Here is a 23,239-nt window from a genome sequence, read left to right as displayed (position 1 = left end):
TCTCGTGGTTCGATAATCCGAACTGCCACGTAAAGGAGGATGGTATGGCCACGTCCGGAAATGCCCACCCCCGCTATGCCCCTCACGAACTAATCGCGGCCTTTGCGATCGGCTGCATGATCGGCGGATTGTTGACGGATATCGCCTATTGGAAAAGCGCAGAGTTCATCTGGGCGGATTTTTCAACGTGGCTGGTCTCGGCCGCCGTCGTCGCGGCGATCCTTGCGGGCGTCGTTGCCCTCATCGATCATCTGATCTTCCGCTCACGAAGGAGCGGACCTCGTCCGCTCAATGTCGCAGCCGGCATCGTCGTCCTGGTGCTCCTTATTTTCAACATGATGATCCACAGCCGCGATGCCTGGACCTCCGTCGTGCCCTGGGGCCTGACACTTTCGGCAGTGACCGTTCTTGTTGTGCTACTGACGGGTCTCTGGCGGATCGTCGAGCTCCGCCGTACGGACCGGGAGATCGAGCCATGACACCGTCGCAAAACACCACCTTCTTCCTCCCCATCCTTGGGCTCCTCGTCCTTATTTCGGCCTGCAGCGAGGAGAATTTCGATCCTCAGACCCAGGTTGGCGCCAACCCGAAACTGCCCGAACCACAGCAATATCTCTTCCCGCCAATGCATCTTGCCTCGATCGTCGGCTGGAAAAAGGAAGAAACACCTGCCGTTGCGCCGGGCCTCAAGATCGCAGCATTTGCGACCGGCCTCCAGCATCCGCGCGCAGTCTATTCGCTGCCGAACGGGGACGTACTCGTGGTTGAATCCAAGTCTCCAGGCACGGAACCCATCCGCCGGCCTAAGGATCTTGTCATGGGCTGGATTGAATCGCTGGCAGCCGGCGGCAGCGGCGATGCGCCGAGCAACCGGATCACGCTACTTCGCGATGCCGATGGCGATGGTGTGCCGGAGGTCAAAAGCGTCTTCATCGATCATCTCGATTCCCCCTTCGGGGTCGCGCTCGTCGAAAATGACCTTTATGTCGCAAATACCAATGCGATCATGCGCTTCCCCTACCAGACCGGGCAGACCGAGATAACCGCCACGCCGGTAATGCTGACCGCGCTTCCAGGCGGCCCTATCAACCACCACTGGACCAAGAGCCTTGTTGCCAGCCCTGATGGCACCAAGCTTTATGTCGGTGTCGGCTCCAACAGCAACATCACGGAGAATGGCATTCAGGCCGAGGAAAATCGCGCCGCTATTTTGGAGGTCGATCGAGCGAGCGGGGCTTGGCGCATCTTTGCCAGTGGCCTTCGCAATCCCAACGGCCTCACATTCGAACCGACAACAAAACAGCTGTGGACGGTCGTGAATGAGCGCGACGAGCTTGGCCCGAACCTCGTACCGGACTACATGACTTCTGTTAAAGAAGGCGGCTTTTATGGGTGGCCCTATAGCTATTACGGCCAACATGTAGATCCACGTGTGATGCCCCAGCGACCCGATCTTGTGGGAAAGGCGTTGCCTCCCGACTATGCGCTTGGCTCCCACGTCGCCCCATTGGGGTTGGCGTTCTATACGGCCGAGGCCCTGCCGGAAAAGTATCGTGGCGGCGCCTTCGTTGGAGAACATGGCAGCTGGAACCGCCAGAAATTTAGCGGCTACAAGGTCGTCTTCGTGCCATTTGAGGCCGGGCATCCAAGCGGAAAGGCCGAGGATGTGGTGACCGGTTTTCTCAACAAGGACGAGCATGCCCGCGGTCGTCCTGTCGGCATTGGTGTCGATACCAAGGGTGCGCTGCTGATCGCCGATGATGTCGGCAATACGGTCTGGCGCGTGACGAGCGGATCATGAGCGCCCGCCCCTCAAACGACAGGAGCGCAAAATGCAGTCATACCACACCCTTTCCCAAGCGCCGCCATCCGATGCAATTGTCGTCAGGCTCTATCGGTCAGGCAACATGGTCAAAGGTTATGTTCGCAGGGCTACGCGCCAGGGCGAGAACGATACGATCTTTCCCGGCGAGGAGATGGATCCCGAGAGCGCTTTGATGCTTGCCCGAAGTCACGCCGAGGGCGCGCCGATCTATGTCGAGTTGCTCGAGGACGTGAAATGGGATGATCGATGGGGGCTGTTGGACCCTCCTCAAGAAAGCCCGCGCCTGAGATAGGCCGCAGCGACGAACGCAAACAATACTCCAGAAAGCCGCCCCGAGCGCTGCGATGCGCAGCAGCGCTGATACCTCGCGCAGGTGCATGTAGCGCCAAAAGACAAGGCCGGATTTTACAGTCGCGATCGTCAAGGCGATCGCCGCAGGTGTCAGCCCGAGCAGGCTCAGGAGCATGATCCAGATTGCGACCGCCGATGCGACGCGCATGGTTTCACCTCGTTTGATAGAATACGGGGTAAAGGAAGATCCAGATCACGCGTCGATGCAATGACAGGAGAGCCCGGCATTCGTGATCACGATGCTTCTCTCGGCAGAGGCAGTTTGCCGCGCAGCAGGCGCACCGAGCCCGAAAACATGCTGTGTCGAAGTCGAAAAGACCTCGGCCCGGCAGCGGCAGGATCGCTTCGGCATACTCCATCCGGCACTCCGCCGCCTTCAGAGTGAAAAAGCCAGTACCGAGGAGAGCAACTAATACCGGGACGAGTACGGCCGTTGCGAGCGGCCTCTACCGCCACGGCGGCCAGGAAGCTTGAGGTCGAAAGCAGCGCGGTATTCGTCGCGCCGATGAAGTAACGCATCTGCCTCGAGGCCCCGGCAAACTCCGTGGCATGTTGGATTCTCGGATCGAGCGTAATAAGGAAGGGGCCTGAAAACAGCATCATCTCGCTGTTAAGGAAGCTCGCACCGGCAAGCATGGGCACCCCGGTGCAGATCTGTGAATGGCAGCTCATGCAGGTGAAGGTCGAGGGCACCCCCGCATGAGCGTTGGTTTCGACGGTGGCGTGGCAATAGCGGTAATCGATGCCGAGTTCGCCGACATGATGCCAATGGCTGAAGGGAACTGGCTGATGCTCGACCCAGCCGACGAGCGTGTCATAGCTGCTATCGGCATAGCCGCCAAAAACCCGCCGATGGCATTACAACAAAAATGACCGCGAGCAATGCTGCCGCGCGCAGTCGGGTGCGGCCGATGCTGTGCTGCGCCACGCTGCCTCTCAAAGCCTATCCAAGCCTAAAACAATCTCGGGCGACCTTGGTTCAGACCCGACCGCAATCATTCGACCGCGCCTTTTCGATGCATCGACACGATGCCGTCCCTTGGAGTAGACAAGGGCTCGAGATGACACCTGGCTCGCAAAACCCCGAACCTCTGCCGGAGCATTGCTTGAAACGTATCGTCCATTTTTCTGGTGGGAGTGCCTGCCGCTCGATCAACATCGCGCTTTGCGGAAAGGCTCATTTGACCCGCGTCGTCCCGGCTTGGGATAGCGGCGGAAGCTCCAGGAGCATTCGCGAGAAAACGGGACTGTCAAGGACGGACGACCCGCCCACTCGTGACGCATGTCCTGGGCAACCGCGTTTTCTATCAATTTGAGAAGACGATCGGTTCGTTTCCGTATCTCTCACACGCAATGGCCTCACGGGACCATAACGTGATCACTGGCGAGTAGCAGGATGCGTGGAATCGGGCCAACATGACGGCGCGGCCGTCGCCAGCGCGTTACTCGACCTTACCGGTAGGTCCGCAATCGTGTGAAAGCCCGCCCGTATCGGAACCCAGCTGCAGGTAGACAAACGCGCGTGCTGGTCAGTGTCGTGGCGGTTTCAAAGGCCAGCAACTTGCGAGCCGCGCCGCTACCGCCGTTGAACCCATGGAACAAGAAAGATAATTCTCCGTTTTCTTGCGACACGGCGAAGGCAACCTACCGGTTGAGAACAGGAATGTAGAAGGAACGCAGAACCGAGGGCTCACACCATGGACCGTATTTTTGCAAAGTTTGCCACCGCGACCGCCCATGCGACAGGAAGCCCTCTCGCCTTCCTGCTCTGTGTCGTGGCAGTCGTCGTCTGGGCGCTGTCAGGTCCCCTGTTCGGCTTCTCGGAGACGTGGCAATTGGTGATCAATACGGGAACGACGATTGTCACGTTCCTTATGGTATTTCTAATTCAGAATACGCAAAACCGGGATGGTGCGGCACTTCAGGCCAAACTGGACGAAATCATTCTGTTTACGGACGCCGAGAATGAATTCGTTGGGATCGAGAAATTGACAGACAAGGAACTGGAGGAGCTTCATGCTCGCTGCGAAAAGGCGGCACAACGTTCGAATGCTATGCTTAAGAGTGCGCATCAGGAAAGAAGCGCCAGAAAGCAGCGGACGACGTAAGCAGCCCGCAGTATTCTGTAAGTCGAGAAATTTCTTCGCTTTTCGTCGCTGACGAACCTCACAGTACCCTGTCAGTTCAAGCGCGATATCGCCAACTAGCCCCGTGAAATTCAAACAGCAGCAAGATCGATTTTCATCGCAGGGGACACCGTCTCGACTTGGTCGGTTTTAATGTTTTCTGGCCGTTCAAGGGTGGCTTGACGGGCGCACCCTGCGTAGATCGGAAAGCGCGCTGAGACCTCTCAAGCGCGTTTTGTCACCAGCAACGAACTGGCCAGGCGCGACTGACGTGCGTCGCGGCGACGCTCCTTAAATGCCAGCACCTTGTCGGTGGCCAGAGGTCAGGAGGAGCCCTTTCATACCTGATGAGCATCGAGGGACACCCGAATGGTCAGCCATACCCTTTGGGCGGTCCGCACCCACGATCGCAGTTGCCTTCGCTCGCGCGGGAAGTCTGAACATTGGGAGATTATTCAGAATCACATTGCGCACGCTAGGTTCTACCCGTTAGGTTCAGTTGCTTTCCGGGAGGCGGGGATGTGGAAGACAGATTGGCCGAAAGCGGCAGTGACAGCAGACACAATTGTGGTACTTCGGCGAATCTTGAGGGATTGGTGCGACGAAAAAGGGCATCTCGCTGACAGCAGTGAAGGTGGGCGCACAGCGAAAAGTTTGATTGAGTGGTACGAGTTCGGTGTCACGGATGAATGTGAGCTGGCAAGGCTGATCCGCGACGACATCAAAATTGGCGACGCCTGATAAGGGTAGATCTTTAAGCAAGGTTTGCTTCCCGAATTGGCAAGCCCCTTCAAGCCCGCCGTTCTTTCCTCGTTTCGTGCTCATAAAGCTGGTCCATGGTCAAGCTAGCAACCTCGGCAAAAGGTGCCTGGCTTTTGACCTGGCCGCCACCGAGGATGACGACCTCGTCGCAGAACGATATGGTGCTGCGATGGTGGCTTATGACGATCGTCGTGCGGCGGCCCGCTCTCGACTTCAGCGTCTCGACAATGGCCGCTTCCGATAGCCCGTCGATAGCGTTCGTCGCTTCGTCCAGGATCAGGATATCCGGATCGCGCACTAGGGCCCTGGCGAGTGCCACCCGCTGCCGCTGCCCCGCCGACAGGCTTGCGCCTCGATAGCCGACAACGGTTTGGTAGCCCTTCGGGAGACCCTCAATGAAACCGTGCGCTTCAGCCATCCTGGCCGCATGCTCCACTTCGGCTTGTGTGGCTTGCCGGCCGTAGGTGATGTTTTCAAGGATTGTTCCATCGACCAGTTCCAAATCCTGGCTCGCAAGCGCGATCCGGCTTCGCCATTGCACCGGATCGATTTGGTTTAGGGGAACACCATCGACGAGAATGCTCCCTTCATTCGGCTCCACGAAACGGCATAGGAGATTGACGATTGTCGTCTTGCCGGCCCCGGACCGGCCGACAAGTGCGGTCGAACAGCCGCCGCGGATTTCGAACGTCGCCGACTGCAGAACGACGTCCCGGGTATCAGAATTCGGATAGCGAAAAGTGACGTCATCAAATAGCAGTTGCCGTCCTAATCCGCGGAAAGGTTCCTGTCCTGCCGGCGACTTTGGCTTGCCGCACGGATCGAGTAGCCAGCGCACCTCCTCCAGCGAACCGCTCCACCCCTGGATTTGGCTCCACGACATCTGCAGTGCACGCATATGCGGCTGCAAGCGGTAGAGCAGGACCACGAATGCTACAATGACGGGAAAGGTGACGCCGACGGACCAGGCGCCGACGACGACGGCCAGGAAGAGCACGGAGTGAAGCGTTTCGGTTAGTGGCGGCAGCAGGCCTTGGCGCGCCTGCAGCACGAAGGCGGCCCGCCGCACGGCATCGGACGCCCCATCAAAAACGACCCTTTCTCGCACCTCCTTGCCAAATATCCGTATCAAGCGGCCAGCGTGAACCAGATGGAGCATGCGAGCCGCCAGTTCGCCGTTGAAGACGGTAACATTGCGGCTCGGACCCGTGAGCGTTGCGGAGAGGACGTAGTGGAGAAACTGGATCAGGAAGAGGCCGAGCGCCACGAACAACGTCATCTGCCAGGACAGGAGCAGAAGAAACGCAAGCAGAATGATGGTGGCCGAGCCATTCACCAATGCCGCAAGTACCGTCTGAACGGCATCGCAGGCGCGCCAGGACTCGTTTGAAATGATATTGAGCAACCGTCCCGGGCTCTCCTTCATCAGGAAGGGATAGCCGACATGCAGGATCTGCGATGCAAGGGCACCGCGGATTGAATGGCCCGCTTTGCCGTAAATGAAAGCCGCAAGCACCGTATTGGCATAAGCCAAAACGTTCTTGAGGAAAATCAAGGCAAAGGCAGCAGCCGCGATGACGACCAGCCGTTGACGATCGTCCATGCCAGATCCGACCTGCTGGAAGAGAGCAGAGATGCCGCTCAGCGCCGCCGGGTCCTGGTGGCCAGCGATGATCCCGAGCATCGGAATGATAAGGCCGATGCCGACGCCCTCCAGTGCCGCACTGCAAAGGCCAAGAACCATGACGATCGGAAGCAGGCGCAACTGGCCGCCCAGTGCATCGCGCAACAACTGAAGGCTCGGCAGGAGGATACGAAACTTCATGGCGAGTCCTTAGCGCTGGAGTTGCTCTTTAGCACGCTGCTCGACTTGGCCCAGTCTGCGCGCGGCGACGAAGAGGCCTACGAACTTGAGAGCGCCAACCAGGTTCATCAGCACGATCGGCCAGTGAGACAGATGCAAGACGGGGTCGAATCTGGGCCCCCCGAAGATCTCGGCAAACGCGGACCGGACCGTCCAATAGAAATGCCGCAGCAGCCACGGTGCGGTGCGGATGTGTTTCACGCAGAGCGCACCATTGCCGAAGCTGTAATTGCGATGAAGCGTCTCGATGGTTTCCCGTGCCCGGCGGCCGTGGTGATGGAAGACGACCATATCGGGTACATATTCGATCGGGATGCCAAGCCGATAGGCACGCACCAGATAATCCGTGTCTTCGGCCGAACGCAGTGGGGCGCCGGCACCGAAACGTTCGTCGAAGGCCCCGACGCGCAGCGCCACCTCGCGATGCATCGTCATGTTGCAACCCAAAACGAACCCGCCCGGATGCACAGAGGAGGTGAACCGTTCGCGTGCGCTCGACCGCTTTATCGTGAAGGGCAAGTCGCTGACGTCTCCCAGTTCGACGCGGCCGCCGCGGATAAGCGCATCTTCGCCGCCTTCGTAATGACATTCCAGATCGCGCAGATAGTGTGCATCGATTTCGCAATCGTCGTCGATGAAGATTAAGATGCCGCCGCGAGCACGTGAAATGGCAAGGTTGCGCGCGGCAGCAAGCCCCGGACGTCTCTCCACGAGGTGCATGACAGTCAGCCGCGACGCAGCGATAATCCGAGCAATTCGCTCCGGCGTGTCATCGGTTGATCCGTTGTCAACGACGATCAATTCCCACCGGACGAAAGCATCGACACCGCAGGCCGCCTCGATCGACCGGACGCAGGTCTCGAGCGCTTCGGCGCGGTTGCGCGTGCAGACGATAAAGCTTGCGAAAGGCGCCGCACTTGACGTTTTCGCCAAGGCCACCGATGCCTCTGCAATGTTACCCCGTTCCACCGCTGTCGGCTTCAGGCCCTCGATGGTCATGCCAGCGTCTCCCCAACAAGTGGAAGCACGCTTGCCGCTGGCACGGAACGCCGGTATCGCGACCAAGCGTCCAGCCGGCTGGTGGCCGCCAGTGACAGGCGGCTGCACCACGGGGCACGCGCCCCCGTGATAAGGCCATATCGTTCCCGACGACGGATGAGCCCCCATTTTCCCGTTTGCGTCAAAAATTCATGAGTGAGTTCCGGCCGACGTTCGTCGCTGACGAACTGATAGAGAAAATAGAAGAGGTTCAACGCGCCCGCTTCGTAGCCTTTGCGGGTTTGCGGCGGAAGCGCCGAGATCCTGTCTTCGACGGAGTGAATGCACGTGGCCGCTTGCCGGATCGTTTCTGAGGTAACCGCAAGACCTATGTGGTTAAGCGCACCCGGGTTGTCACAAAGACGTTCGCGCTCGAGGTTTTCGGCGACGATCGCCAGATGCGTGCGGCGCATCTGGCGCTTGTGCATGTTCGTCACGCTGTTGCCATGGATGCGGTAAGCGATCAGCGCCTCATCAATCATCTTAGCAGGAAATCGGTCGGTGACGCGCCGGAAGAGATCGAAATCCTCCGCATGCACATACTGGGCGTCATAGCGCAGCATGTCTTGCGGGATGACGTGCCTGTTGTAGACAACGGTCGAGTGAATGAAGATCGTAAAAAACTTCGACAACGCCCTGAGGCTTGCCGGCTGGTAGATCGGATCGGGCGTGCCACGAATGATGCGGTCGCCAAGCAGCGTGTCGATGCCCGTGCCGCAGAGCGCCAACTGCGGCTGCTGAACGAACAAGGACACCTGACGTGAGAGCCGTGAGGGATAGGAAATGTCGTCGGCATCCATTCGGGCGATGAGATCGCCCTTCGCCAGCGCCAGTCCCTCATTCAAGGTTGCAATCAGCCCGCGATTTTCGCGCGAGACGATGGTGATGCGACCGTCCATTTGCTGGTAGCGTTGCATGATTTCGAGCGAGCGATCGCGCGAGCCGTCGTTGATGGCAATGATCTCCAGCCGCTGGTGGTCCTGCCGCAGAATGCTTTCAATCGCCGCTGCGAGATAGGGCTCGGCGTTATAGACAGGCAGGAGGACGGAAACCAACGGAACGGTCATGGACAACCTCGAATATTATTGCAGATCTGACGCTTGAAGCGTCTTTCGGGCAGAGGTCCTCTCACCCGATAGGTGAACCGCATGCTGCCTCTCGCCCTTTTGCCCGGCGAGCCAATCGGTCGCTTGGGTCGTGGTCATCGCGACGACTCCAACGCCGCTGTTCGGACGTACGTAGGGGAAATACCGCTTCAGGGCATTGAGCGGCTTTTCGAATGCGTGCCAGGAAAAAGCAGCCACGATCAATGTGACGGAGCCGGCGATGAGCAAGCGTGCGAGCCCCTGCTCGGCAACGTTGAACGGTATCCAGGCTTGCGCACTGACGACCAGTGCAAGCACGACGGGATGATACAGATAAGCGCCGTAGCTGACGCGCCCGAGCGCCGTCACCGGCTGAAGTTCGAGCAACCTGCCGACCCGGCCGCCAAAGCCAGTGGACGCTGCCCCCACCAACATAGCAATCGGAACCAGCGGAACGGCTTCAAGACCGATCCAGACGAGCCAATCGGGCACGGGGCCCGTTGACGCCGATCGGGCCCAAAGGAGCGCCAAAGAGAAGATGGAAAGCGGCACCCAGCTGACCGTCATCCATCGCGGCCAAGACATGGTCGTCGAACGGTAAACTGCGAGAAGGGCTCCGGCCGCCAGGGCGTCCATCGAGGCGGGAGGCAGCAGGTCGCGCGCAAGAGAGGGCTCACCCGTCAGCGGCCAATAGAAGCGGTAGGCCAACGAACTGGCGATCACGCTGACGCAAAGCCGCCCAAGCAGTTGGCGCGGTGTCATTAAAACAAGCAGCGGCCAGGCAATGTAGAATTGCTCTTCAATGCTCAGGCTCCAGGTGTGGCATAGGATCCAAGGTGTCCAGGCGTCTTTCAGCGCATACCAGAAGTTCGAGAGATAAAGCGCATGCCAGAACCAGCCCTCCCTGGCGCCTTCCAGGTTGATCGACCACAGGACTGCCAACATGCCGAAATAGGGTGGAAAGATGCGCAGGGCGCGACGCACGTAAAAGGATTTGAGAACCGTTTCCGGTTCGAATTGCGTGGCGGAGCGGGCATCAAGCAGCAATCGTGTGATCAGAAAGCCGCTGAGAACGAAGAACAGCCGAACACCGATGTGCCCGATTTGCGAACCGCCCGCGGCAAAAAAATGCGCGTACAGAACCATTGAAACGGCAGCGGCTCGCAATCCGTCCAATTGACGGTCGCGCATATTCAGCATTGAACATCCCCTCGGAGCTGCGCCCTTTACGGGCCTCTTCCTTGTGGAGCCAACTCTCTGGTCAGCTACGATTTTTTTGCCGCGAGGTTGCCGTTTGCTTCAAAGGAAGCGTGAAAGGTCTGGTCGGTCGCACCATACGTTGAAGGCGGCCCCTAAAAAACTAGGGTCGAATAGGGGCTAAACTTTGACCGCTCGATTAGTGCGTCTCCAAAGCTTCAAGTCGCACATCACCGGAGGGTGGCAAGCAAGGACGGCGAGGACCGTCGTACGGCTGATAGGTGTTGTCAAAGGCGCGGTACGACTGGTATCGCGCGGCACACTGAGCAATGCGCAGATTGTCCGCTCCATAGCCCACGAAACGGGGATTGATCTGAGCACTCCGGCCTTTCTGGTTTTTATGCTGGTTTGCGTGAGACGCCCCGCAGGTCCGCCTGTGCCCACCGTAGGACCGATAGGTGTTTGTGACCGGGTCGTATGATTGATACCGATTTGAGCACGCATCGGCCTGCGCTGTCGAAAGCTCGTCTGGAGTAGCGGTCGATTTCCAAACCGTGCGAGATCTCCGTGTCACCAATTTTGCTGGGATCGGGTTTGTGACATAGGTGGAATAGACAGCCGGCAGACGTTCGTAATGCTGCTCACTCGGATCAATCCGAACCGGCGTCGCGGTCCACAGGTCAGGAGCCGACGCCTCGAGCAAGGGACGTTTACCAGGCTCAGCCAATACCAGGGATGCCACCGAGGCGGTCCCGATACAGGCGCTAACGGACAAAGCAATGCCGAATGCCAGCGATGCAATTGCTTTCATGGTCTCGTTCCTGGTATCGGATGTCTGAGGATTTGCTGACGGCCACGAACCCACGTTTGCGCGGCGTAAGTCAGGCAGTTTCACGATCCGGCGGTGCGAGCCGCCGGACCTTGGGCGAAGCCCATTATTGGGCCGGCGTTGCAGGCGCTGTTGCCGGTTTGTCGGCTGGGGCTGCCGGCTTTTCGGCCGACGTTGCCGGTTTGTCTGTCGACTGGGACTCGACTGCCGGAACGTTGACATTGACATCGGTGCCACCACCACTGCTTGCGCCGATGTCGATAACGCCGGTAAAGAGCAATAAGCCACCGATGACAACGAGAGCAATAATGATGGCGACTGCCCACCCGCCATTGCCACTGCTGCCTGTATTGATAACTGTTGGTCCACGATCAGCCATCTGGCAATTCCTCCGTGATATCTAAGATCGTAACGCTGTTTGAATTCTCAAAGAAATCCAGGATTGTCCCGTGACGCAGCACCGCGCCAGACCACTCAAGACGCGGGCCAAGCGCGGACTGCGTGTCTTCGTTCAGTTGATGACCTGTATAACCTTGCGAGACGACGGCTCGACGATTACGCGTTCATCATTGACAATTGCGTAGGCGTACTTCGGATTCTCAGGTACCGGAGTAACCACGACCGTGCTCGGCAAAGCCTGGCCGACCACGATCTTCTCCTTGATTACGATCGGCGCGGGAGCGGGTGCCTGGCGAACGTAGGTCACGACTTGTTCAGGCGGCGGGTCAATGGCCGTACCGATGATGGCGCCAGCGACACCGCCAACCGCCGCGCCGACGGGACCGCCGACTATTGCGCCCGTAACGGCACCACCCGCCGCACCGTTGACCGTTGACGACTGAGCAAGGGCGACGCCCGCGAGCATGGTTGCAGTGGTAGCGACACCGATGAAGATCTTGTGAACCATTTTGTCCTCCTTTGATTGCCGCGACCTCCATGGCCGCCAAAGTTAAATTCAAAGGTTGATTATTGGTTCCCGTTACGGGCCTTGGTCGGACGCAACCTCAGACCAAGGTCCTGTTATTTGGGTGCCGCACATCTCCAAATTTGTCTCATTCAATGCATCGGTGATGCGATTTGTGCAGACGGCTGACGTTGAACTTTGATTTTGATCGGGTTGGGAGCCGACCGTCCTTTAGCTTTTAAGTGCCATAAGTTCCTAATGGGCGCGTGCATTGGCTCAACCGTACTCACCGCGCGTTGGGGAGGCTGCGACAATGGCCCTTGCGCATTGCGGGGGTTAGCGTTCGTTAGCACTGAGGTTCCTCTCAAGGCGGAAACGTCCGCAATCAACTATCGCAAAGCGCAAAAAAAGAGCCTCTGCCCTACGGGCGAAGGCTCAGCTGCGCCGTGTAAAGCCGCCCGAGCGAAATCCGCAGCGGCTACACTGCGGCGGACAGCTCTGCAAAGTATACGCGCGCAGCAACATGGAACAAGCAAGCCAATTGGGTGAGATTGTTGGTGCTGTGCCGCTCAGTTTCGTCGGAAAGCTGTACGCAATGTCGGCCATTGGTTCTCATTCCTGACCGTCTTGCATCATTCATAGTACCCCGATGATGAAGCGGCATCGAGGAGAGTATCTCCAGCGTCTTCCGGTGAGAGTTCTTTCGCGCGCGAGGAAGCGGCTGGAAGAGCGTCGTGACGTCTCGTGCGCGCTGGCCACCCACGACCCCGATCTGCTCGCGCATTTCGCGGATTGTGTCGACAGACCTGGCGGCTTACCCCATGAGCCGACAGCTTCTCGATCTCGTTGGCAGCTCTGATCTATTCGGCAATAAAGAGAGACATGGCTGTGAGTTTGCAATCACTAACTCGGCATCGAGGTTCGATCAAACGCAGGGTAACTGAGGATGCAGCTGCTCTTTTACCGCTCGTCGCTCCCATCGGCCCTGTCCCTCCACCACGATGGGAGGTCAGGGCCATCGCCTTCTTCTAGCGGTAAATGTCGAGCGTGCGGCTCCGATGATTTGGATGCGTGCTGTAGACGAAGATGCGGTTGAGGTCGCGGTCGCTCAGCGGTCGGAGAAACCGGGCTTCGACGACATTGTTGGTGTGCACGCGCTTCAAAAGGCAGCCGACCATCTGAATACGGGCACTTGGAATATCCAGGTAGAAGTTCTGCGGCAATTGATAGTGGGTCATGATCCCAAGGACGGCGCCGCTCTTGGAGAGTTTGAGGATCTCGCAGCGACGGGAGCTCAGCTGTGTCATGCCCTTTTCCGTGTACTCGATCCGCGCCTCGTTGCGCGTATCCTCCATCGGAAAGCTCGCTTCCCGATCGTACATGAAGGACTCTTCCTTGTTCAGGAAGTGCCGTTGCATTGCAGGCGACGCGGTTCTCATCAATATGTCTTCCCTATCCCATTTTGAGACATATTAGCCGTTAGAGATTTAACAGACGGTTTGGTTTTCCACTCGCATTTGTGCCAGACGCCAGCGTCTCGAGGACGGTTCACCTCGGCTACACCACTCAAGTGCACAGTGCGAAGAACGAAGCGCTTATTTTTTTCCATTAGCAAATTTTAATGCGTCACAAATGAATAACCATTACAACTGAATTGGTATGCACCATTTCGCCGGCGCCAATGTCTGGACGTAAGCCGGTCACGCGGGTTCGCATCGATGATCATGGGAGCCTGTGCAGTTTGGGGGGAGTGAGCTTGCACAGAAATGATTGGAGTACAGACGGACTAGGCAATATCCGATCGTCAGCGGTCATCGGTTGCAAGGCTGAAGTCGTCAGTGAAGACGAGTGTGGCGACGTGTTGCTGAGGATCGAATTCAGCGTTGATCCAGACCGCACTGACGTATCGTCCCTGCAATTCAGATTGACGGACGCGCAAGCAAAACATTTAGGTGCGAGGTTGAGTTCCATCACCAGCCAGCCTGCTCAGTCATCGGAAAACAGCGGCGGCATGGCCCGGCAGTGCGTTGCGACTTAGAGATCCGGCGACTGTGGCCAAGAGCGGCACACAGACCCACGGCGAAACGGCCCCTCAGTGAGGGCATGCGCCTGTGAGGCCGTCAAACCGTGGAACGCAGACAAGGCGCTCGCCGTTTAAAGCCAAAGCGAAAAAACACTTCGAGAGGCACTGCATGACAGTTGAAGAAATCTCGCCAAGATATTTCACTCTCCAGCCTGGCGGCGCTATTGGGGAGTTTGTGTTGAAACGGGAAATCGCCGCGTCGCTTGCAAAGCTTCCGGACGATCCTTCGCTCTACTTCGACCTTGGCGGGCCGTACCTACTCATAGAGCTTCGGCGGTTGGTCAATGCGCGTGCCCGCGACCGAGGCATCGTCAATGCGAACCGCCATATGCTGACAGCAGCGAATGGTCGTCAGGAGAAACGGAAGCCTCTCACGGTTCGCCCCCTAATCAACGAACTTTGGCTCGTGGTCGATGGAAATTCGACTTTGCTCAATGCGCGTCATTCCAATTGGCGGGCGCTCCCTTGCACCCTCGCCACTCACATTTGATATCCATGGCTCATCAAGTGGACATGACCCACGGTTAAAAAACGAACAACGTCGATGAAGTCCCCGAATGCTCTATGGAATAACAAGGGCGGCTGGGGCAGCACGAGGCGACGCTCCCGGAGCTTGGGTGCGTAGACTTGATCCATACAGGTGCCAACGCCAAGCACGGACAACCAGCCAGATCTTCTGACCAGGCAACTTCGATTTGCCGCCTCTGGGAAACGTTCTTCCTTTGCTGATCGATATCAGCTTTTCTTTCCTGTCTGCGTTGGATCCCGTAGGACATCTAGGCATTGAACCCATAAACCAGCCGGGCGGACCGCTATCCACCGAAAGCGACCAACGTTTGCAGCGCAGCTAAAAGAGCAATGGGCCATAAGCAGCAGTTAACTCAACTTGCTCGCCAGGGATGCAGACAATGCTCCGGCAGCCCCGCCTTCCGCAGGGCATCAATCAAGTGTTGCTGCGCTTCAGGGCGTGCGTAATGCAATATCTTCATCACATTCCGAAGCGATAAATCCGGCTTCACCAACTTCACCTTGGCGATCACCTCACTTGCACCGGCTAAGTCACCTAATTGCGCGCGCGCGGCGGCTAGGTACAAGAAGCCAATGGAGCGTTTTACAGGAACATTCTCGAGCACACTCTCGAGCGCTTCGACTGCCTCAGCATATCGAGTAAGGTCAAAGAGCGTCAGGCCGCGCACCGCTGCAAACCAATCGGGCACGAAGGGACCCAAGCCTATGGCGGCATCGATTGTGGCCAAAGCATCCGCCGGTCTGCCACTGGCGCGCTGCCAGTTCGCGTAGTCGCCCTTAATCTGGATATCGGCCGAATTGAGTGTCAGCGCCCTGTCAAGATGGAAGCGTGAACGGTCATGGTCGCCTGTCCAAAGGTAGTAGAGCCCTCTTGCCCAATGAGACGTGGCGTCGTTGGCATCGAGTTCCAGCCCTTGTCTCGAAGCGCTCTCAGCCTTGGCCATCTGATCGTCATCGAGCACAATGACATTGCTCATTGTAAGAGCTATCGCCAGCCAGGCATGAGCAAGTGCAAAATGCGGATCGACGGCAATCGCGCGCTCAAGTAAGGGTATGGCTTCGGCATCACGCTGATGGTCACATAGATTGCGGCCTTGTAGCAGACAGTCATAAGCCGACCAGCTCGTCGTTGGTTTCGCATGGGCTTTTGCTGCTTCTGCAGCGGACATACGGCCCTCCAGCATTGTTACGATTGCGGCCACGACAAGATCCTGGACAGCGAAGATATCCTGCGCATCGCGATCGTAGCGATCGGCCCAGACGTGAGTGCCGGTTACGGCATCGACCAATTGGGCTGTGATGCGTATTCGGTCCCCCAATTTGCGTAGGCTACCCTCAACGACGTAGGCAACGCCCAGTTCCCGCGCTACTTCGATATGACTTTTTCCTTTGTTGGCAAAATGAAACGACGCGTGACGGGCCACTACGGACAGGCCGCGAAAACGGGCGAGTTCGGTGATGATATCCTCGGTGATCCCATCGGAAATGTACTGTTGCCCGGGATCACCACTCATGTTGGTGAATGGCAGTACTGCTATGGACGGTTTAATTCGTTCTACCGCTGTTGGTCGCACCGATGTGCCTGAAGGAGCTGCCAGACTATAGACTCGGACCGGGTGGGCGATATTTTTGAGTTGCTGCTCGCCCATATCTTCAAACGAGAGATCAAGGCGACTTCCGATGTTCTCATGAACCATGCCGGTAACTGCGATGCCGCCCGCCGGGGCAAGTCTCTCGATCCGCGCAGCGACGTTCACGCCTTCACCGAAAACATCGCCATCCTCAGCAATCACATCCCCCAAGTTGACGCCAATGCGGAGTTGGATGGCTCCGCCCTCTGGCAGCTCTGCGTTGCGTGCTGCAATATCCTTTTGTAGTGCAACTGCACAGGCCACGGCCTTCACGACGCTCGGGAATTCCGCGAGAAAGCCATCCCCCATAGACTTAAACAGCCGACCTTGGTGCTCGGCGATGCTCGTTTCGATTACTTCGGCGCGAAGGTTCCGCACAACCGTCAAAGTGCCGTCCTCGTCCACGCCCATGAGGCGACTGTAACCGACCACATCGGCTGCGAGGATGGCAGCCAGACGGCGCTGAACGGACTTCTCCACCACTCGATAGTGCCCCAGTTGGTCAACTGGGCTCCCTTGCAGAGCTGGTTGGTGACAACGATAGCACAGCCGCGCCTGGCCGCAACCAGTGGCCCCGGAGCCAAGTCAGGCTGCTGCGTGTCATGTCATTCGCGACAGGGTCGATCCGGTGGCAAGCCCGGCCAAGTCGGCTGTGCCGCAAGGTGAGAGCTCGTCAAAGCCTCGCCCGACATCCTTTGCGGTCTGCTCACACCAATGTTGCGGTCGCTGGAGCGTACTTTCGAAAATCTCGATTGCACGCAAGCACGCATATGCTGCTGGCACCCCTTGAAGAAGGGATCATCCTCGGCTCCGACGGAAACCGCGACGTCAGAGTGCCGCGAAGCTTCGAGGGCATTGTTAACAATTTGAGGTCGTTGTAAATTGAATGGGACAAATGTGGGCTGAAAGTCCGGTCACGCAGCCCGTTCGAAACGTAGGCGCGGGGAATGGAACTTGCCGTCGCCCTTGGTCTGATCATCTTCAAGGTCGCATTCCTCATTGCGGCCCTGCTTTTATTGCCGCTGCCGCTAACCTGGCTGGAACGTAAGATCGCCGGTCACATGCAGCAGCGGATGGGGCCCATGCGCGTGGGTTGGCACGGACTGTTGCAGCCTGTTGCCGACGGCATCAAACTCCTGACGAAAGAGGACCACATTCCCTCAGACGCCGACCGCTTCCTGTTTAAGTTGGCGCCGATCCTCGCACTTGCACCACCCTTTGTCGTCTTTGTCGCGATCCCGTTCGGTGAGAAAGTCTCGATACTGAACGCCGAGATTACGCTTTACGTTTCCAACTTGAACGTGGCGCTGCTCTTTGTTTTCGCGGTAATCGGTCTCGAGGTCTATGGTGTCATCTTCGGCGGCTGGGCCGCCAACAGCAAATACGCGGTGCTCGGCAGTCTTAGAACCTGCGCACAGATGATCAGCTATGAAATTCCCATGGGGTTTGCGGTCATCGGCGTCGTCATGCTGGCGCAATCGATGAGCCTCGTAGATATCGTGCGCGCGCAAAGCGATGTCTGGAATATCGTTTATCAGCCGATCGGCTTCTTCGTGTTCTTTGTTGCCGGCCTGGCTGAAGCGCAACGCATTCCCTTCGATCTGGCTGAAGCGGAAGGCGATCTCGGCGCCGGATTTCATACCGAATACAGCGGCATACGCTTCGCGTTCTTCATGGTCAGCGAGTATGTCATCATGCTCCTGGTGTCGGTGCTTTCGGTTATCCTTTTTTTCGGCGGTTGGAACGGAATATTGCTGCCGCTGCCGCCACTTGTGTGGTTCCTGCTCAAGGTGGCGTTTTTCGTCTACCTGTTCATGTGGCTTCGCTTCACATTGCCTCGCTATCGCTATGATCAGTTGATGGCGATCGGATGGAAAGTCTTGCTTCCTCTGTCCTTGGCGAACATACTTGTCACTGGCATAGCTTTTTCTCAGGGGCTGTAGCGGCTCCACTGCGTGGTCCTTAGAAGTGCTGGGGCACGCGCAGCAAACCAAAGGGCTACGGCGGCTCAGGCGCCTTAAAGCGCACCGGAGCCTCGTAGGACGGCGCGGCGATGGCACGCGTTCTGAACAAAGCTGCAACATGGATCGGCTGGGCGTTGTTTTCCGATCTGGCGCGCGCCCTCAGGTTGACCTTTGGCTACATGTTCTCCAAGCCCGTGACCATGCAGTATCCGGACAAGGAGAAATGGCTGCCCTACTCGCGCTATCGCGGGCACCACTTCCTCAAACGCGACGACGAAGGCGAAATCAAATGCGTCGCCTGCGAACTCTGCGCGCGGATTTGCCCCTGCGATTGCATCGAGGTCGTCCCCTATGAGGACGAGAAGGGCAACCGTCACCCCGCTAAATTCGAGATCGACACGGCCCGATGCCTGTTTTGCGGCTTGTGCGAAGACGCCTGCCCGGCAGATGCGATCGCGCTCGGTCAGCAGTACGAGTTCTCGAGTTTTTCCTCGCGCGATCTGGTGATCGCGCGCGACGAACTTCTCCGTAAACCGGGAAAGGCATCGACCGGTGGCAGCGTTGTTGCCGCGCGTCTAAACACCAAGGAGAACGTGCTGGTCGAGACGAAGGAACCGCATGGGTACAACTGGTGGCGGAATATCCGGCGGACGTGAACGCGCGCCATCTGACAGGCCGCCGCGCGTAGAAAGGAGGCTCAGATGTTTGTCGGCGAAATCGTAAAGGATAAAGGTGCCGGCGTCATTGCTGTTGCTCCAGACCAGTCGATGGTGGAAGTCCTCAGGCTGTTTCGGGACAACAATATCGGCTTCGTGGTCGTCAGCCACGCGCCTGGACGATATCTGGGCACGCTATCGGAGCGGGATTGTTGCAATGCGCTTGCAGAGTACGGCCCCGAGGCAGCGTTGATGCCGGTCGCTGAAATCATGAACCGCAATGTCGCAGTCTGCTCGGCCCTCGATGGGTTGCCGGTCGTCATGGGCATCATGACCCAGCGGCGCACACGTCATGTGCTCGTCATCGAGGAGGAGGCGCTTGTCGGCGTCGTCAGCATCGGCGACGTGGTCAAGCACCGGCTTGAGGAAGCACAACGCACGGAACTGCACCTGCACGACTACATAGCCGGGGCCGGCTATCATTGAAGGGTTTCGAGCCTTTCGGCCATCGATACGCGGAGCGGTTGATCACCGATCACACTCCACGCCAGACCCGGTTCGTGGCCTCGGTATGCTCCGCCGCCGCGACACGTTTGACCTCAACCGGACACGGGTACTCACCGCGTCGCATCAGGCTGTTGAGGCGTAGCGATCTATAGTTTTCAGGGACAAATACAAGGCGCCTTGGAAACTGCCTCTCGACCTTCAGCGTCGCGACCAGTGCGCCTCGGGACGAGCAAACACGCACCTGGTCCCCGTCCGACAGCCCGAGTTCTTGAGCATCGTCAACATTCATCGCGACATAAGGGTCGTTGGCGACCGTATTCAGGATCTCCGAGCGCTTCGAAAGGTAGCCGTTGTGGAACAGGCTGTTGCCTGTGACGAGCATGAGGCCGTCGGCAGTTGTGCAAGAAGGCGGCAACGCGGAAAATGCGCTGCCAGGCGATATCGCGCTCGTTGTGGTGAAGGCGCCGTCGGCGCCAATATCGTCTTCGGTCAGCCCTTGATAGGCCGGAACCATTCGCGCGATCTCATGGAAAATCTCGCTCTGTGTCGAATGCTGCAATTTGCGGCCGCGCAGTGCCGCGATAAAATCGAAGATCGCCAGATTATCTCGTGCTTCGAAGACGGGCTCTCGGAACTTGCGGACCTTCTGGACGCGCCCCTCATTGTTGGTGAAGGTGCCCGGCTCCTCGCCATAGCCGGCCGCGGGCAAAACGACTTCAGCCAATGCGGCCGTCTCTGTCAGGAAACTGTCCTGCACAATCAGAAGATCGCAAGTGCCAAGGGCTTGGGCTGCGAACTCCCGGTCCGGATAAGCGATCAAGGGGTCGCTTCCGACCAGATAGAGCGCGCCCATCTTTCCTGAGACGCAAAGATCCAACATCTCGTCGAGGTCAGCGCCGGGCTCATGTGGGATTTCAGTACTCCAGTCTCGACCAAAGGCGTTGCGCACAGCACCGTCGCTGATGGCTCGCATCCCGGGCAAAGCGCCGGAAAGAACGCCCATATCCCAGCTCCCCATTTGGTTGGCGCGATCAAAAAGCACCTGCAATGCCGGATCCTTGCCAAGGAGCCCGAGCAGTTGCAGGAGGTTGGCGAGTTGCTGGAATGTCGCGTCCGCTTCGGGCAACCGCAGGAGGTCGACGCTGACAAGGATCGAAACGGTCTTTCGATCGTTAAGCGCGGCAACCAGACGATCGACGTCTTTGTCGGCCGCCGCGCTGGCGATTGTCGGTCCCAGCGCCGCGTGTGTTTCACTATCAAGGCTCTCCCCCGCCGCCGCCGCTAGGCCGGCAACAACTGCCTGAAGTTTCATCGCTTCTGCGCCGGGCGACACGCGGACCACCGCTTGCGCATCGTCGTCGAGACGGGACGGTCGGGTCGTCAGCATGAGAAGCACGGTCTTGCGTCGTCTCGCGGCATCCCGCAGCAGATATTCGGTGACCGGGTTTTCCTCCGTCGGATTTCCGCCGACAACGAGCACACATTCTTTGCCAAGCACCTCATTAAGAGGGCTGCGGGTATAGCGTGCCAAGATGGGGGCAAGCGCATCGAAGGGCGTGGACCAGCGCGACGAGCAGTCAATGTTGTTGGTGAGGAAGACGGTCCGCAACAGCTTCTGGAACTGATAGAGCACTTCGTTGGGCAGGCGTGGCGAGACAATTCCACCAATCGCCTTGCCTTCGACCTGAGCCAGCCGCTGGCGCAGATAGCTTCCTGCCTCGTCCCAGGAGACCGACACGAGGACGCCCTCATGGCGGATCATTGGCCGTCTGATCCGATCTTGTCCTTCGATGAAGTCGAGGCCGAAGCGGCCGCGCGCGCAGAGCGTTTCGCGGTTGACGCCATGTTCCTCCTTGGAGCGGACCCGCATAAACTCGCCCTTGCGCGCCCCGACAGTCAGCTGGCAACCCGTACCGCAATGCGGGCAAACCGTGTCTGTTTCGGCAAGGTCCCAGGGGCGTGCCTTGTATCGATAGGGAAAGCTCATCAGTGCACCGACCGGGCAGACCTCGACGCAGTTGCCGCACTGGTCGCAACTGGCAAGGCTCCCCTCAAATCCGGTCACGGCCGTATCCATGCCTTTTTCGATTGTTCCGAGCGCGACAGCACCGACCACCTCTTCGCACATTCGCACGCAGCGCTGACACTGAATACAGCGGTTGACGTTCATGATGATGACGGGGCTCAAGCGAATGTCGCGAGAATGGAACACGCGTTTGGGATCGCGGAACCGGCTTTTATCAGGACCATAGGCCATCACCATATCCTGAAGCTCGCACTCGCCGCCCTTGTCGCAGATCGGGCAATCGAGAGGATGATTGGCAAGCAGCATGTCGAGCATGGAAGAGCGCGTTTCGTCGATCAACGATGTGTCCGTACGCACGACCATGCCGTCTGTGACGACGGTGGCGCAGGATGGCTGCAATCGGCGCAGCCCCTCGATCTCCACGAGACACATGCGGCAAGAGGCAAGAGGCGGCAGGCGCTTCAGGTAGCAAAAGGTTGGAACATCGATGCCCAATCGCCGGGCAACCTGCAGCACGGTCGAACCGGGCTCGACATCAATTGTTTGTCCATTGATCGTAACGCTAGCCATGACCTACACGCCCCTTTGCCTAGGGTGCTCTTAATGGAACGGACAGCGCCGTTCTTCGATATGAGCGACGAACTCATCCCGGAAGTGCAAAAGCGAGGCGCGCAATCCCATGGCCGCGCCATCTCCCAGGGCACAAAACGTATTGCCGAAAATGCCTTTGCAAAGCATGTCCAGCTGCTCCATGTCGCCCGGCGCACCCTCGCCCGCGTCGATCCGGCGCAACACTTTCACCGCCCAGTTCAGCCCTTCACGGCAAGGGGTGCACTTGCCGCAGGATTCGTGGTGGAAGAACTCGACGATCCGGGTCGCGACCTTGACCATGCATGTCGTGTCGTCGACGACGATGACGCCTGCCGAGCCAAGCATCGAACCGACGGCTGCAAGCGAGTCGAAGTCCATTGCGACATCCAGGCCGGTTTCCGGGAGCACCGGTGCTGAAACCCCACCGGGGATTACCGCCTTGATCCTGCGCCCGGCCGGCACCCCGCCGGCATGATCCTCGACCAGTTCGCGCAGCGGGATTCCCATCGGAAGCTCGTAGAGCCCCGGCTTGCGCACCTGTCCGCTGACGCAGTAGAGCTTCGGGCCCGGGCTCTTTGCCGGGCCGATCGTGCGGAACCAATCAGCACCCCGGGCAACGATATGCGGCACGCAGACCAGCGTTTCTACATTGTTGATGACGGTCGGGCTGGCATAGAGCCCCGCAACGGCCGGGAACGGCGGCTTCAGGCGCGGCTGCGCCCTTTTGCCTTCAAGTGAATCAAGCATTGCCGTCTCTTCGCCGCAAATATAGGCACCGGCGCCGCAATGGACATGCACGATAAAATTGAAGTCCGAGCCCAGGATCCGCGAACCGAGGTAACCCTTCGCCCTGGCCTCGGCGATCGCCTGTTCGAGCCGACGCATCGCAAGCACATATTCCCCGCGGATATAGACGTAGGCGACTTCTGCCCCGATCGCGTAGGCGGCGATTGCCATGCCCTCGATCAGCTGATGCGGGTCGCGCTCCATGATAATGCGGTCCTTGAAGGTGCCGGGCTCGCCTTCATCGGCATTGCAGCAGAGATATTTCTGTCTGTTCCCCTTCGGCACGAAACTCCACTTCATGCCCGTTGGAAATCCGGCACCGCCGCGACCGCGCAGGTTCGATGTCTTGACGAGGTCGATGATTTCATCTGGCGTATATTCCTTGAGCGCTCTTGCAAGAGCCCGGTAGCCCCCGCCGGCCTCATAGGTCGCCAGGAGATGGGCGTCTGTAACATCGAGATTTTTCAAAAGGACCGGCTCGAACAT

At 58.4% G+C, this 23,239-nt stretch carries 21 protein-coding genes and 2 pseudogenes; 9 read left to right on the top strand and 14 right to left on the bottom strand.

Features of this window, described 5'->3' with window-relative positions; translation table 11 throughout:
- Positions 1 to 44 precede the first annotated feature (44 nt).
- Genes LAC81_RS37045 through LAC81_RS37035 form a run of 3 tightly spaced genes read left to right on the top strand, consistent with a single transcriptional unit; the run spans position 45 to position 2,117 of the window.
- Positions 45 to 479, top strand: coding sequence for a DUF2231 domain-containing protein (locus LAC81_RS37045; RefSeq protein WP_223730553.1), 435 nt, complete (start codon positions 45 to 47; stop codon positions 477 to 479).
- On the top strand, positions 476 to 1,801 hold the full coding sequence (locus tag LAC81_RS37040; RefSeq protein WP_223730552.1) for a PQQ-dependent sugar dehydrogenase: 1,326 nt from the start codon (positions 476 to 478) through the stop codon (positions 1,799 to 1,801). The genes LAC81_RS37045 and LAC81_RS37040 overlap by 4 nt, the downstream gene beginning before the upstream one ends.
- Before the next feature lie 31 nt (positions 1,802 to 1,832).
- The gene (locus tag LAC81_RS37035; protein ID WP_223730551.1) at positions 1,833 to 2,117 is read left to right on the top strand and encodes a hypothetical protein; all 285 of its coding nucleotides are present in this window, start codon (positions 1,833 to 1,835) and stop codon (positions 2,115 to 2,117) included.
- Between the two features lie 27 nt (positions 2,118 to 2,144).
- On the opposite strand, the pseudogene LAC81_RS38685 reads toward LAC81_RS37035, so the two are convergent.
- The 3 genes and pseudogenes from LAC81_RS38685 to LAC81_RS37025 all read right to left on the bottom strand — a co-directional run.
- Positions 2,145 to 2,324, bottom strand: a pseudogene (locus LAC81_RS38685) (cytochrome C oxidase subunit IV family protein); the annotation flags it as partial.
- A gap of 86 nt (positions 2,325 to 2,410) precedes the next feature.
- Entirely contained in the window at positions 2,411 to 2,812 is a 402-nt protein-coding gene (locus LAC81_RS37030) for a hypothetical protein (RefSeq protein WP_223731081.1), read from the bottom strand.
- Positions 2,807 to 3,013 (bottom strand): annotated as a pseudogene (locus tag LAC81_RS37025) (cytochrome c3 family protein); the annotation flags it as partial. The gene LAC81_RS37030 and the pseudogene LAC81_RS37025, both read right to left, overlap by 6 nt.
- 860 nt (positions 3,014 to 3,873) lie before the next feature.
- Between LAC81_RS37025 and LAC81_RS37020 the strand changes: the two are divergent.
- Together LAC81_RS37020 and LAC81_RS37015 are read left to right on the top strand one after the other, a co-directional pair.
- Positions 3,874 to 4,284: a low affinity iron permease family protein gene (locus tag LAC81_RS37020; RefSeq protein WP_223730550.1), complete on the top strand. Its 411-nt coding sequence runs from the start codon at positions 3,874 to 3,876 to the stop codon at positions 4,282 to 4,284.
- 537 nt (positions 4,285 to 4,821) lie between these two features.
- Positions 4,822 to 5,043: a hypothetical protein gene (locus LAC81_RS37015; protein ID WP_223730549.1), complete on the top strand. Its 222-nt coding sequence runs from the start codon at positions 4,822 to 4,824 to the stop codon at positions 5,041 to 5,043.
- Between the two features lie 49 nt (positions 5,044 to 5,092).
- Here the strand turns inward: LAC81_RS37015 and LAC81_RS37010 are convergent, their stop codons facing one another.
- From LAC81_RS37010 to LAC81_RS36975, 8 genes are all read right to left on the bottom strand, one after another.
- Entirely contained in the window at positions 5,093 to 6,889 is a 1,797-nt protein-coding gene (locus LAC81_RS37010) for an ABC transporter ATP-binding protein (RefSeq protein WP_223730548.1), read from the bottom strand.
- 9 nt (positions 6,890 to 6,898) lie between these two features.
- On the bottom strand, positions 6,899 to 7,927 hold the full coding sequence (locus LAC81_RS37005) for a glycosyltransferase family 2 protein (RefSeq protein ID WP_223730547.1): 1,029 nt from the start codon (positions 7,925 to 7,927) through the stop codon (positions 6,899 to 6,901).
- Complete coding sequence (locus tag LAC81_RS37000) at positions 7,924 to 9,033, bottom strand: glycosyltransferase family 2 protein (RefSeq protein ID WP_223730546.1); 1,110 nt, start codon at positions 9,031 to 9,033, stop codon at positions 7,924 to 7,926. Before LAC81_RS37000 ends, LAC81_RS37005 begins: the two co-directional genes overlap by 4 nt.
- Before the next feature lie 15 nt (positions 9,034 to 9,048).
- On the bottom strand, positions 9,049 to 10,251 hold the full coding sequence (locus LAC81_RS36995; protein ID WP_223730545.1) for an acyltransferase family protein: 1,203 nt from the start codon (positions 10,249 to 10,251) through the stop codon (positions 9,049 to 9,051).
- A 196-nt stretch (positions 10,252 to 10,447) separates the two neighbouring features.
- The gene (locus tag LAC81_RS36990) at positions 10,448 to 11,059 is read right to left on the bottom strand and encodes a BA14K family protein (protein ID WP_223730544.1); all 612 of its coding nucleotides are present in this window, start codon (positions 11,057 to 11,059) and stop codon (positions 10,448 to 10,450) included.
- Between the two features lie 124 nt (positions 11,060 to 11,183).
- Positions 11,184 to 11,456, bottom strand: a complete 273-nt coding sequence (locus LAC81_RS36985; protein WP_223730543.1) for a hypothetical protein — start codon at positions 11,454 to 11,456, stop codon at positions 11,184 to 11,186.
- A gap of 132 nt (positions 11,457 to 11,588) precedes the next feature.
- Positions 11,589 to 11,984: a DUF1236 domain-containing protein gene (locus LAC81_RS36980; protein WP_223730542.1), complete on the bottom strand. Its 396-nt coding sequence runs from the start codon at positions 11,982 to 11,984 to the stop codon at positions 11,589 to 11,591.
- Positions 11,985 to 13,009: 1,025 nt separating this feature from the next.
- Complete coding sequence (locus LAC81_RS36975; protein WP_223730541.1) at positions 13,010 to 13,420, bottom strand: hypothetical protein; 411 nt, start codon at positions 13,418 to 13,420, stop codon at positions 13,010 to 13,012.
- 753 nt (positions 13,421 to 14,173) lie between these two features.
- Between LAC81_RS36975 and LAC81_RS36970 the strand changes: the two genes are divergently transcribed.
- Entirely contained in the window at positions 14,174 to 14,554 is a 381-nt protein-coding gene (locus tag LAC81_RS36970; RefSeq protein ID WP_223730540.1) for a hypothetical protein, read from the top strand.
- 391 nt (positions 14,555 to 14,945) lie between these two features.
- Here LAC81_RS36970 and LAC81_RS36965 read toward each other — a convergent pair whose 3' ends face one another.
- Entirely contained in the window at positions 14,946 to 16,706 is a 1,761-nt protein-coding gene (locus tag LAC81_RS36965; RefSeq protein ID WP_223730539.1) for an adenylate/guanylate cyclase domain-containing protein, read from the bottom strand.
- Between the two features lie 464 nt (positions 16,707 to 17,170).
- On the opposite strand from LAC81_RS36965, the gene nuoH reads away from it, so the two are divergent.
- The 3 genes from nuoH to LAC81_RS36950 all read left to right on the top strand — a co-directional run bounded on the left by nuoH (position 17,171) and on the right by LAC81_RS36950 (position 19,329).
- On the top strand, positions 17,171 to 18,166 hold the full coding sequence (nuoH, locus tag LAC81_RS36960) for an NADH-quinone oxidoreductase subunit NuoH (RefSeq protein ID WP_223730538.1): 996 nt from the start codon (positions 17,171 to 17,173) through the stop codon (positions 18,164 to 18,166).
- Between the two features lie 110 nt (positions 18,167 to 18,276).
- Positions 18,277 to 18,843: an NADH-quinone oxidoreductase subunit I gene (locus LAC81_RS36955; RefSeq protein ID WP_223730537.1), complete on the top strand. Its 567-nt coding sequence runs from the start codon at positions 18,277 to 18,279 to the stop codon at positions 18,841 to 18,843.
- A gap of 45 nt (positions 18,844 to 18,888) precedes the next feature.
- Positions 18,889 to 19,329 carry a CBS domain-containing protein gene (locus LAC81_RS36950; RefSeq protein ID WP_113540270.1) on the top strand — a complete coding sequence of 147 codons (441 nt, stop codon included), beginning with the start codon at positions 18,889 to 18,891 and terminating at the stop codon, positions 19,327 to 19,329.
- Positions 19,330 to 19,378: 49 nt separating this feature from the next.
- Here the strand turns inward: LAC81_RS36950 and nuoG are convergent, their stop codons facing one another.
- Complete coding sequence (nuoG, locus tag LAC81_RS36945) at positions 19,379 to 21,946, bottom strand: NADH-quinone oxidoreductase subunit NuoG (protein WP_223730536.1); 2,568 nt, start codon at positions 21,944 to 21,946, stop codon at positions 19,379 to 19,381.
- Positions 21,947 to 21,976: 30 nt separating this feature from the next.
- Positions 21,977 to 23,239 (bottom strand): NADH-quinone oxidoreductase subunit NuoF, encoded by a 1,263-nt coding sequence (gene nuoF / locus LAC81_RS36940; RefSeq protein ID WP_223730535.1) that lies wholly within the window; start codon positions 23,237 to 23,239, stop codon positions 21,977 to 21,979.

It is taken from the genome of Ensifer adhaerens (assembly GCF_020035535.1).
Lineage (GTDB): Bacteria > Pseudomonadota > Alphaproteobacteria > Rhizobiales > Rhizobiaceae > Ensifer.
The sequence above is the reverse complement of the archived record's forward strand: the minus strand, read 5'-3'. Positions and strand labels throughout refer to the sequence as shown.

Excerpts from the sequence above, each read along its gene's own strand:
- LAC81_RS37035 (WP_223730551.1), top strand. The coding sequence starts at position 1,833 with ATGCAGTCATACCACACCCTTTCCCAAGCGCCGCCATCCGATGCAATT.
- LAC81_RS37020 (WP_223730550.1), top strand. The coding sequence starts at position 3,874 with ATGGACCGTATTTTTGCAAAGTTTGCCACCGCGACCGCCCATGCGACA.
- nuoH (WP_223730538.1), top strand. The coding sequence starts at position 17,171 with ATGGAACTTGCCGTCGCCCTTGGTCTGATCATCTTCAAGGTCGCATTC.
- LAC81_RS36970 (WP_223730540.1), top strand. The coding sequence starts at position 14,174 with ATGACAGTTGAAGAAATCTCGCCAAGATATTTCACTCTCCAGCCTGGC.
- LAC81_RS37000 (WP_223730546.1), bottom strand. The coding sequence starts at position 9,033 with ATGACCGTTCCGTTGGTTTCCGTCCTCCTGCCTGTCTATAACGCCGAG.
- nuoF (WP_223730535.1), bottom strand. The coding sequence starts at position 23,239 with ATGTTCGAGCCGGTCCTTTTGAAAAATCTCGATGTTACAGACGCCCAT.
- LAC81_RS37010 (WP_223730548.1), bottom strand. The coding sequence starts at position 6,889 with ATGAAGTTTCGTATCCTCCTGCCGAGCCTTCAGTTGTTGCGCGATGCA.
- LAC81_RS36980 (WP_223730542.1), bottom strand. The coding sequence starts at position 11,984 with ATGGTTCACAAGATCTTCATCGGTGTCGCTACCACTGCAACCATGCTC.
- LAC81_RS36950 (WP_113540270.1), top strand. The coding sequence starts at position 18,889 with ATGTTTGTCGGCGAAATCGTAAAGGATAAAGGTGCCGGCGTCATTGCT.
- LAC81_RS37030 (WP_223731081.1), bottom strand. The coding sequence starts at position 2,812 with ATGCTTGCCGGTGCGAGCTTCCTTAACAGCGAGATGATGCTGTTTTCA.
- LAC81_RS36955 (WP_223730537.1), top strand. The coding sequence starts at position 18,277 with ATGGCACGCGTTCTGAACAAAGCTGCAACATGGATCGGCTGGGCGTTG.
- LAC81_RS37040 (WP_223730552.1), top strand. The coding sequence starts at position 476 with ATGACACCGTCGCAAAACACCACCTTCTTCCTCCCCATCCTTGGGCTC.
- LAC81_RS37045 (WP_223730553.1), top strand. The coding sequence starts at position 45 with ATGGCCACGTCCGGAAATGCCCACCCCCGCTATGCCCCTCACGAACTA.
- LAC81_RS36995 (WP_223730545.1), bottom strand. The coding sequence starts at position 10,251 with ATGCTGAATATGCGCGACCGTCAATTGGACGGATTGCGAGCCGCTGCC.
- LAC81_RS37005 (WP_223730547.1), bottom strand. The coding sequence starts at position 7,927 with ATGACCATCGAGGGCCTGAAGCCGACAGCGGTGGAACGGGGTAACATT.
- LAC81_RS37015 (WP_223730549.1), top strand. The coding sequence starts at position 4,822 with ATGTGGAAGACAGATTGGCCGAAAGCGGCAGTGACAGCAGACACAATT.
- LAC81_RS36985 (WP_223730543.1), bottom strand. The coding sequence starts at position 11,456 with ATGGCTGATCGTGGACCAACAGTTATCAATACAGGCAGCAGTGGCAAT.
- LAC81_RS36990 (WP_223730544.1), bottom strand. The coding sequence starts at position 11,059 with ATGAAAGCAATTGCATCGCTGGCATTCGGCATTGCTTTGTCCGTTAGC.
- LAC81_RS36975 (WP_223730541.1), bottom strand. The coding sequence starts at position 13,420 with ATGAGAACCGCGTCGCCTGCAATGCAACGGCACTTCCTGAACAAGGAA.
- nuoG (WP_223730536.1), bottom strand. The coding sequence starts at position 21,946 with ATGGCTAGCGTTACGATCAATGGACAAACAATTGATGTCGAGCCCGGT.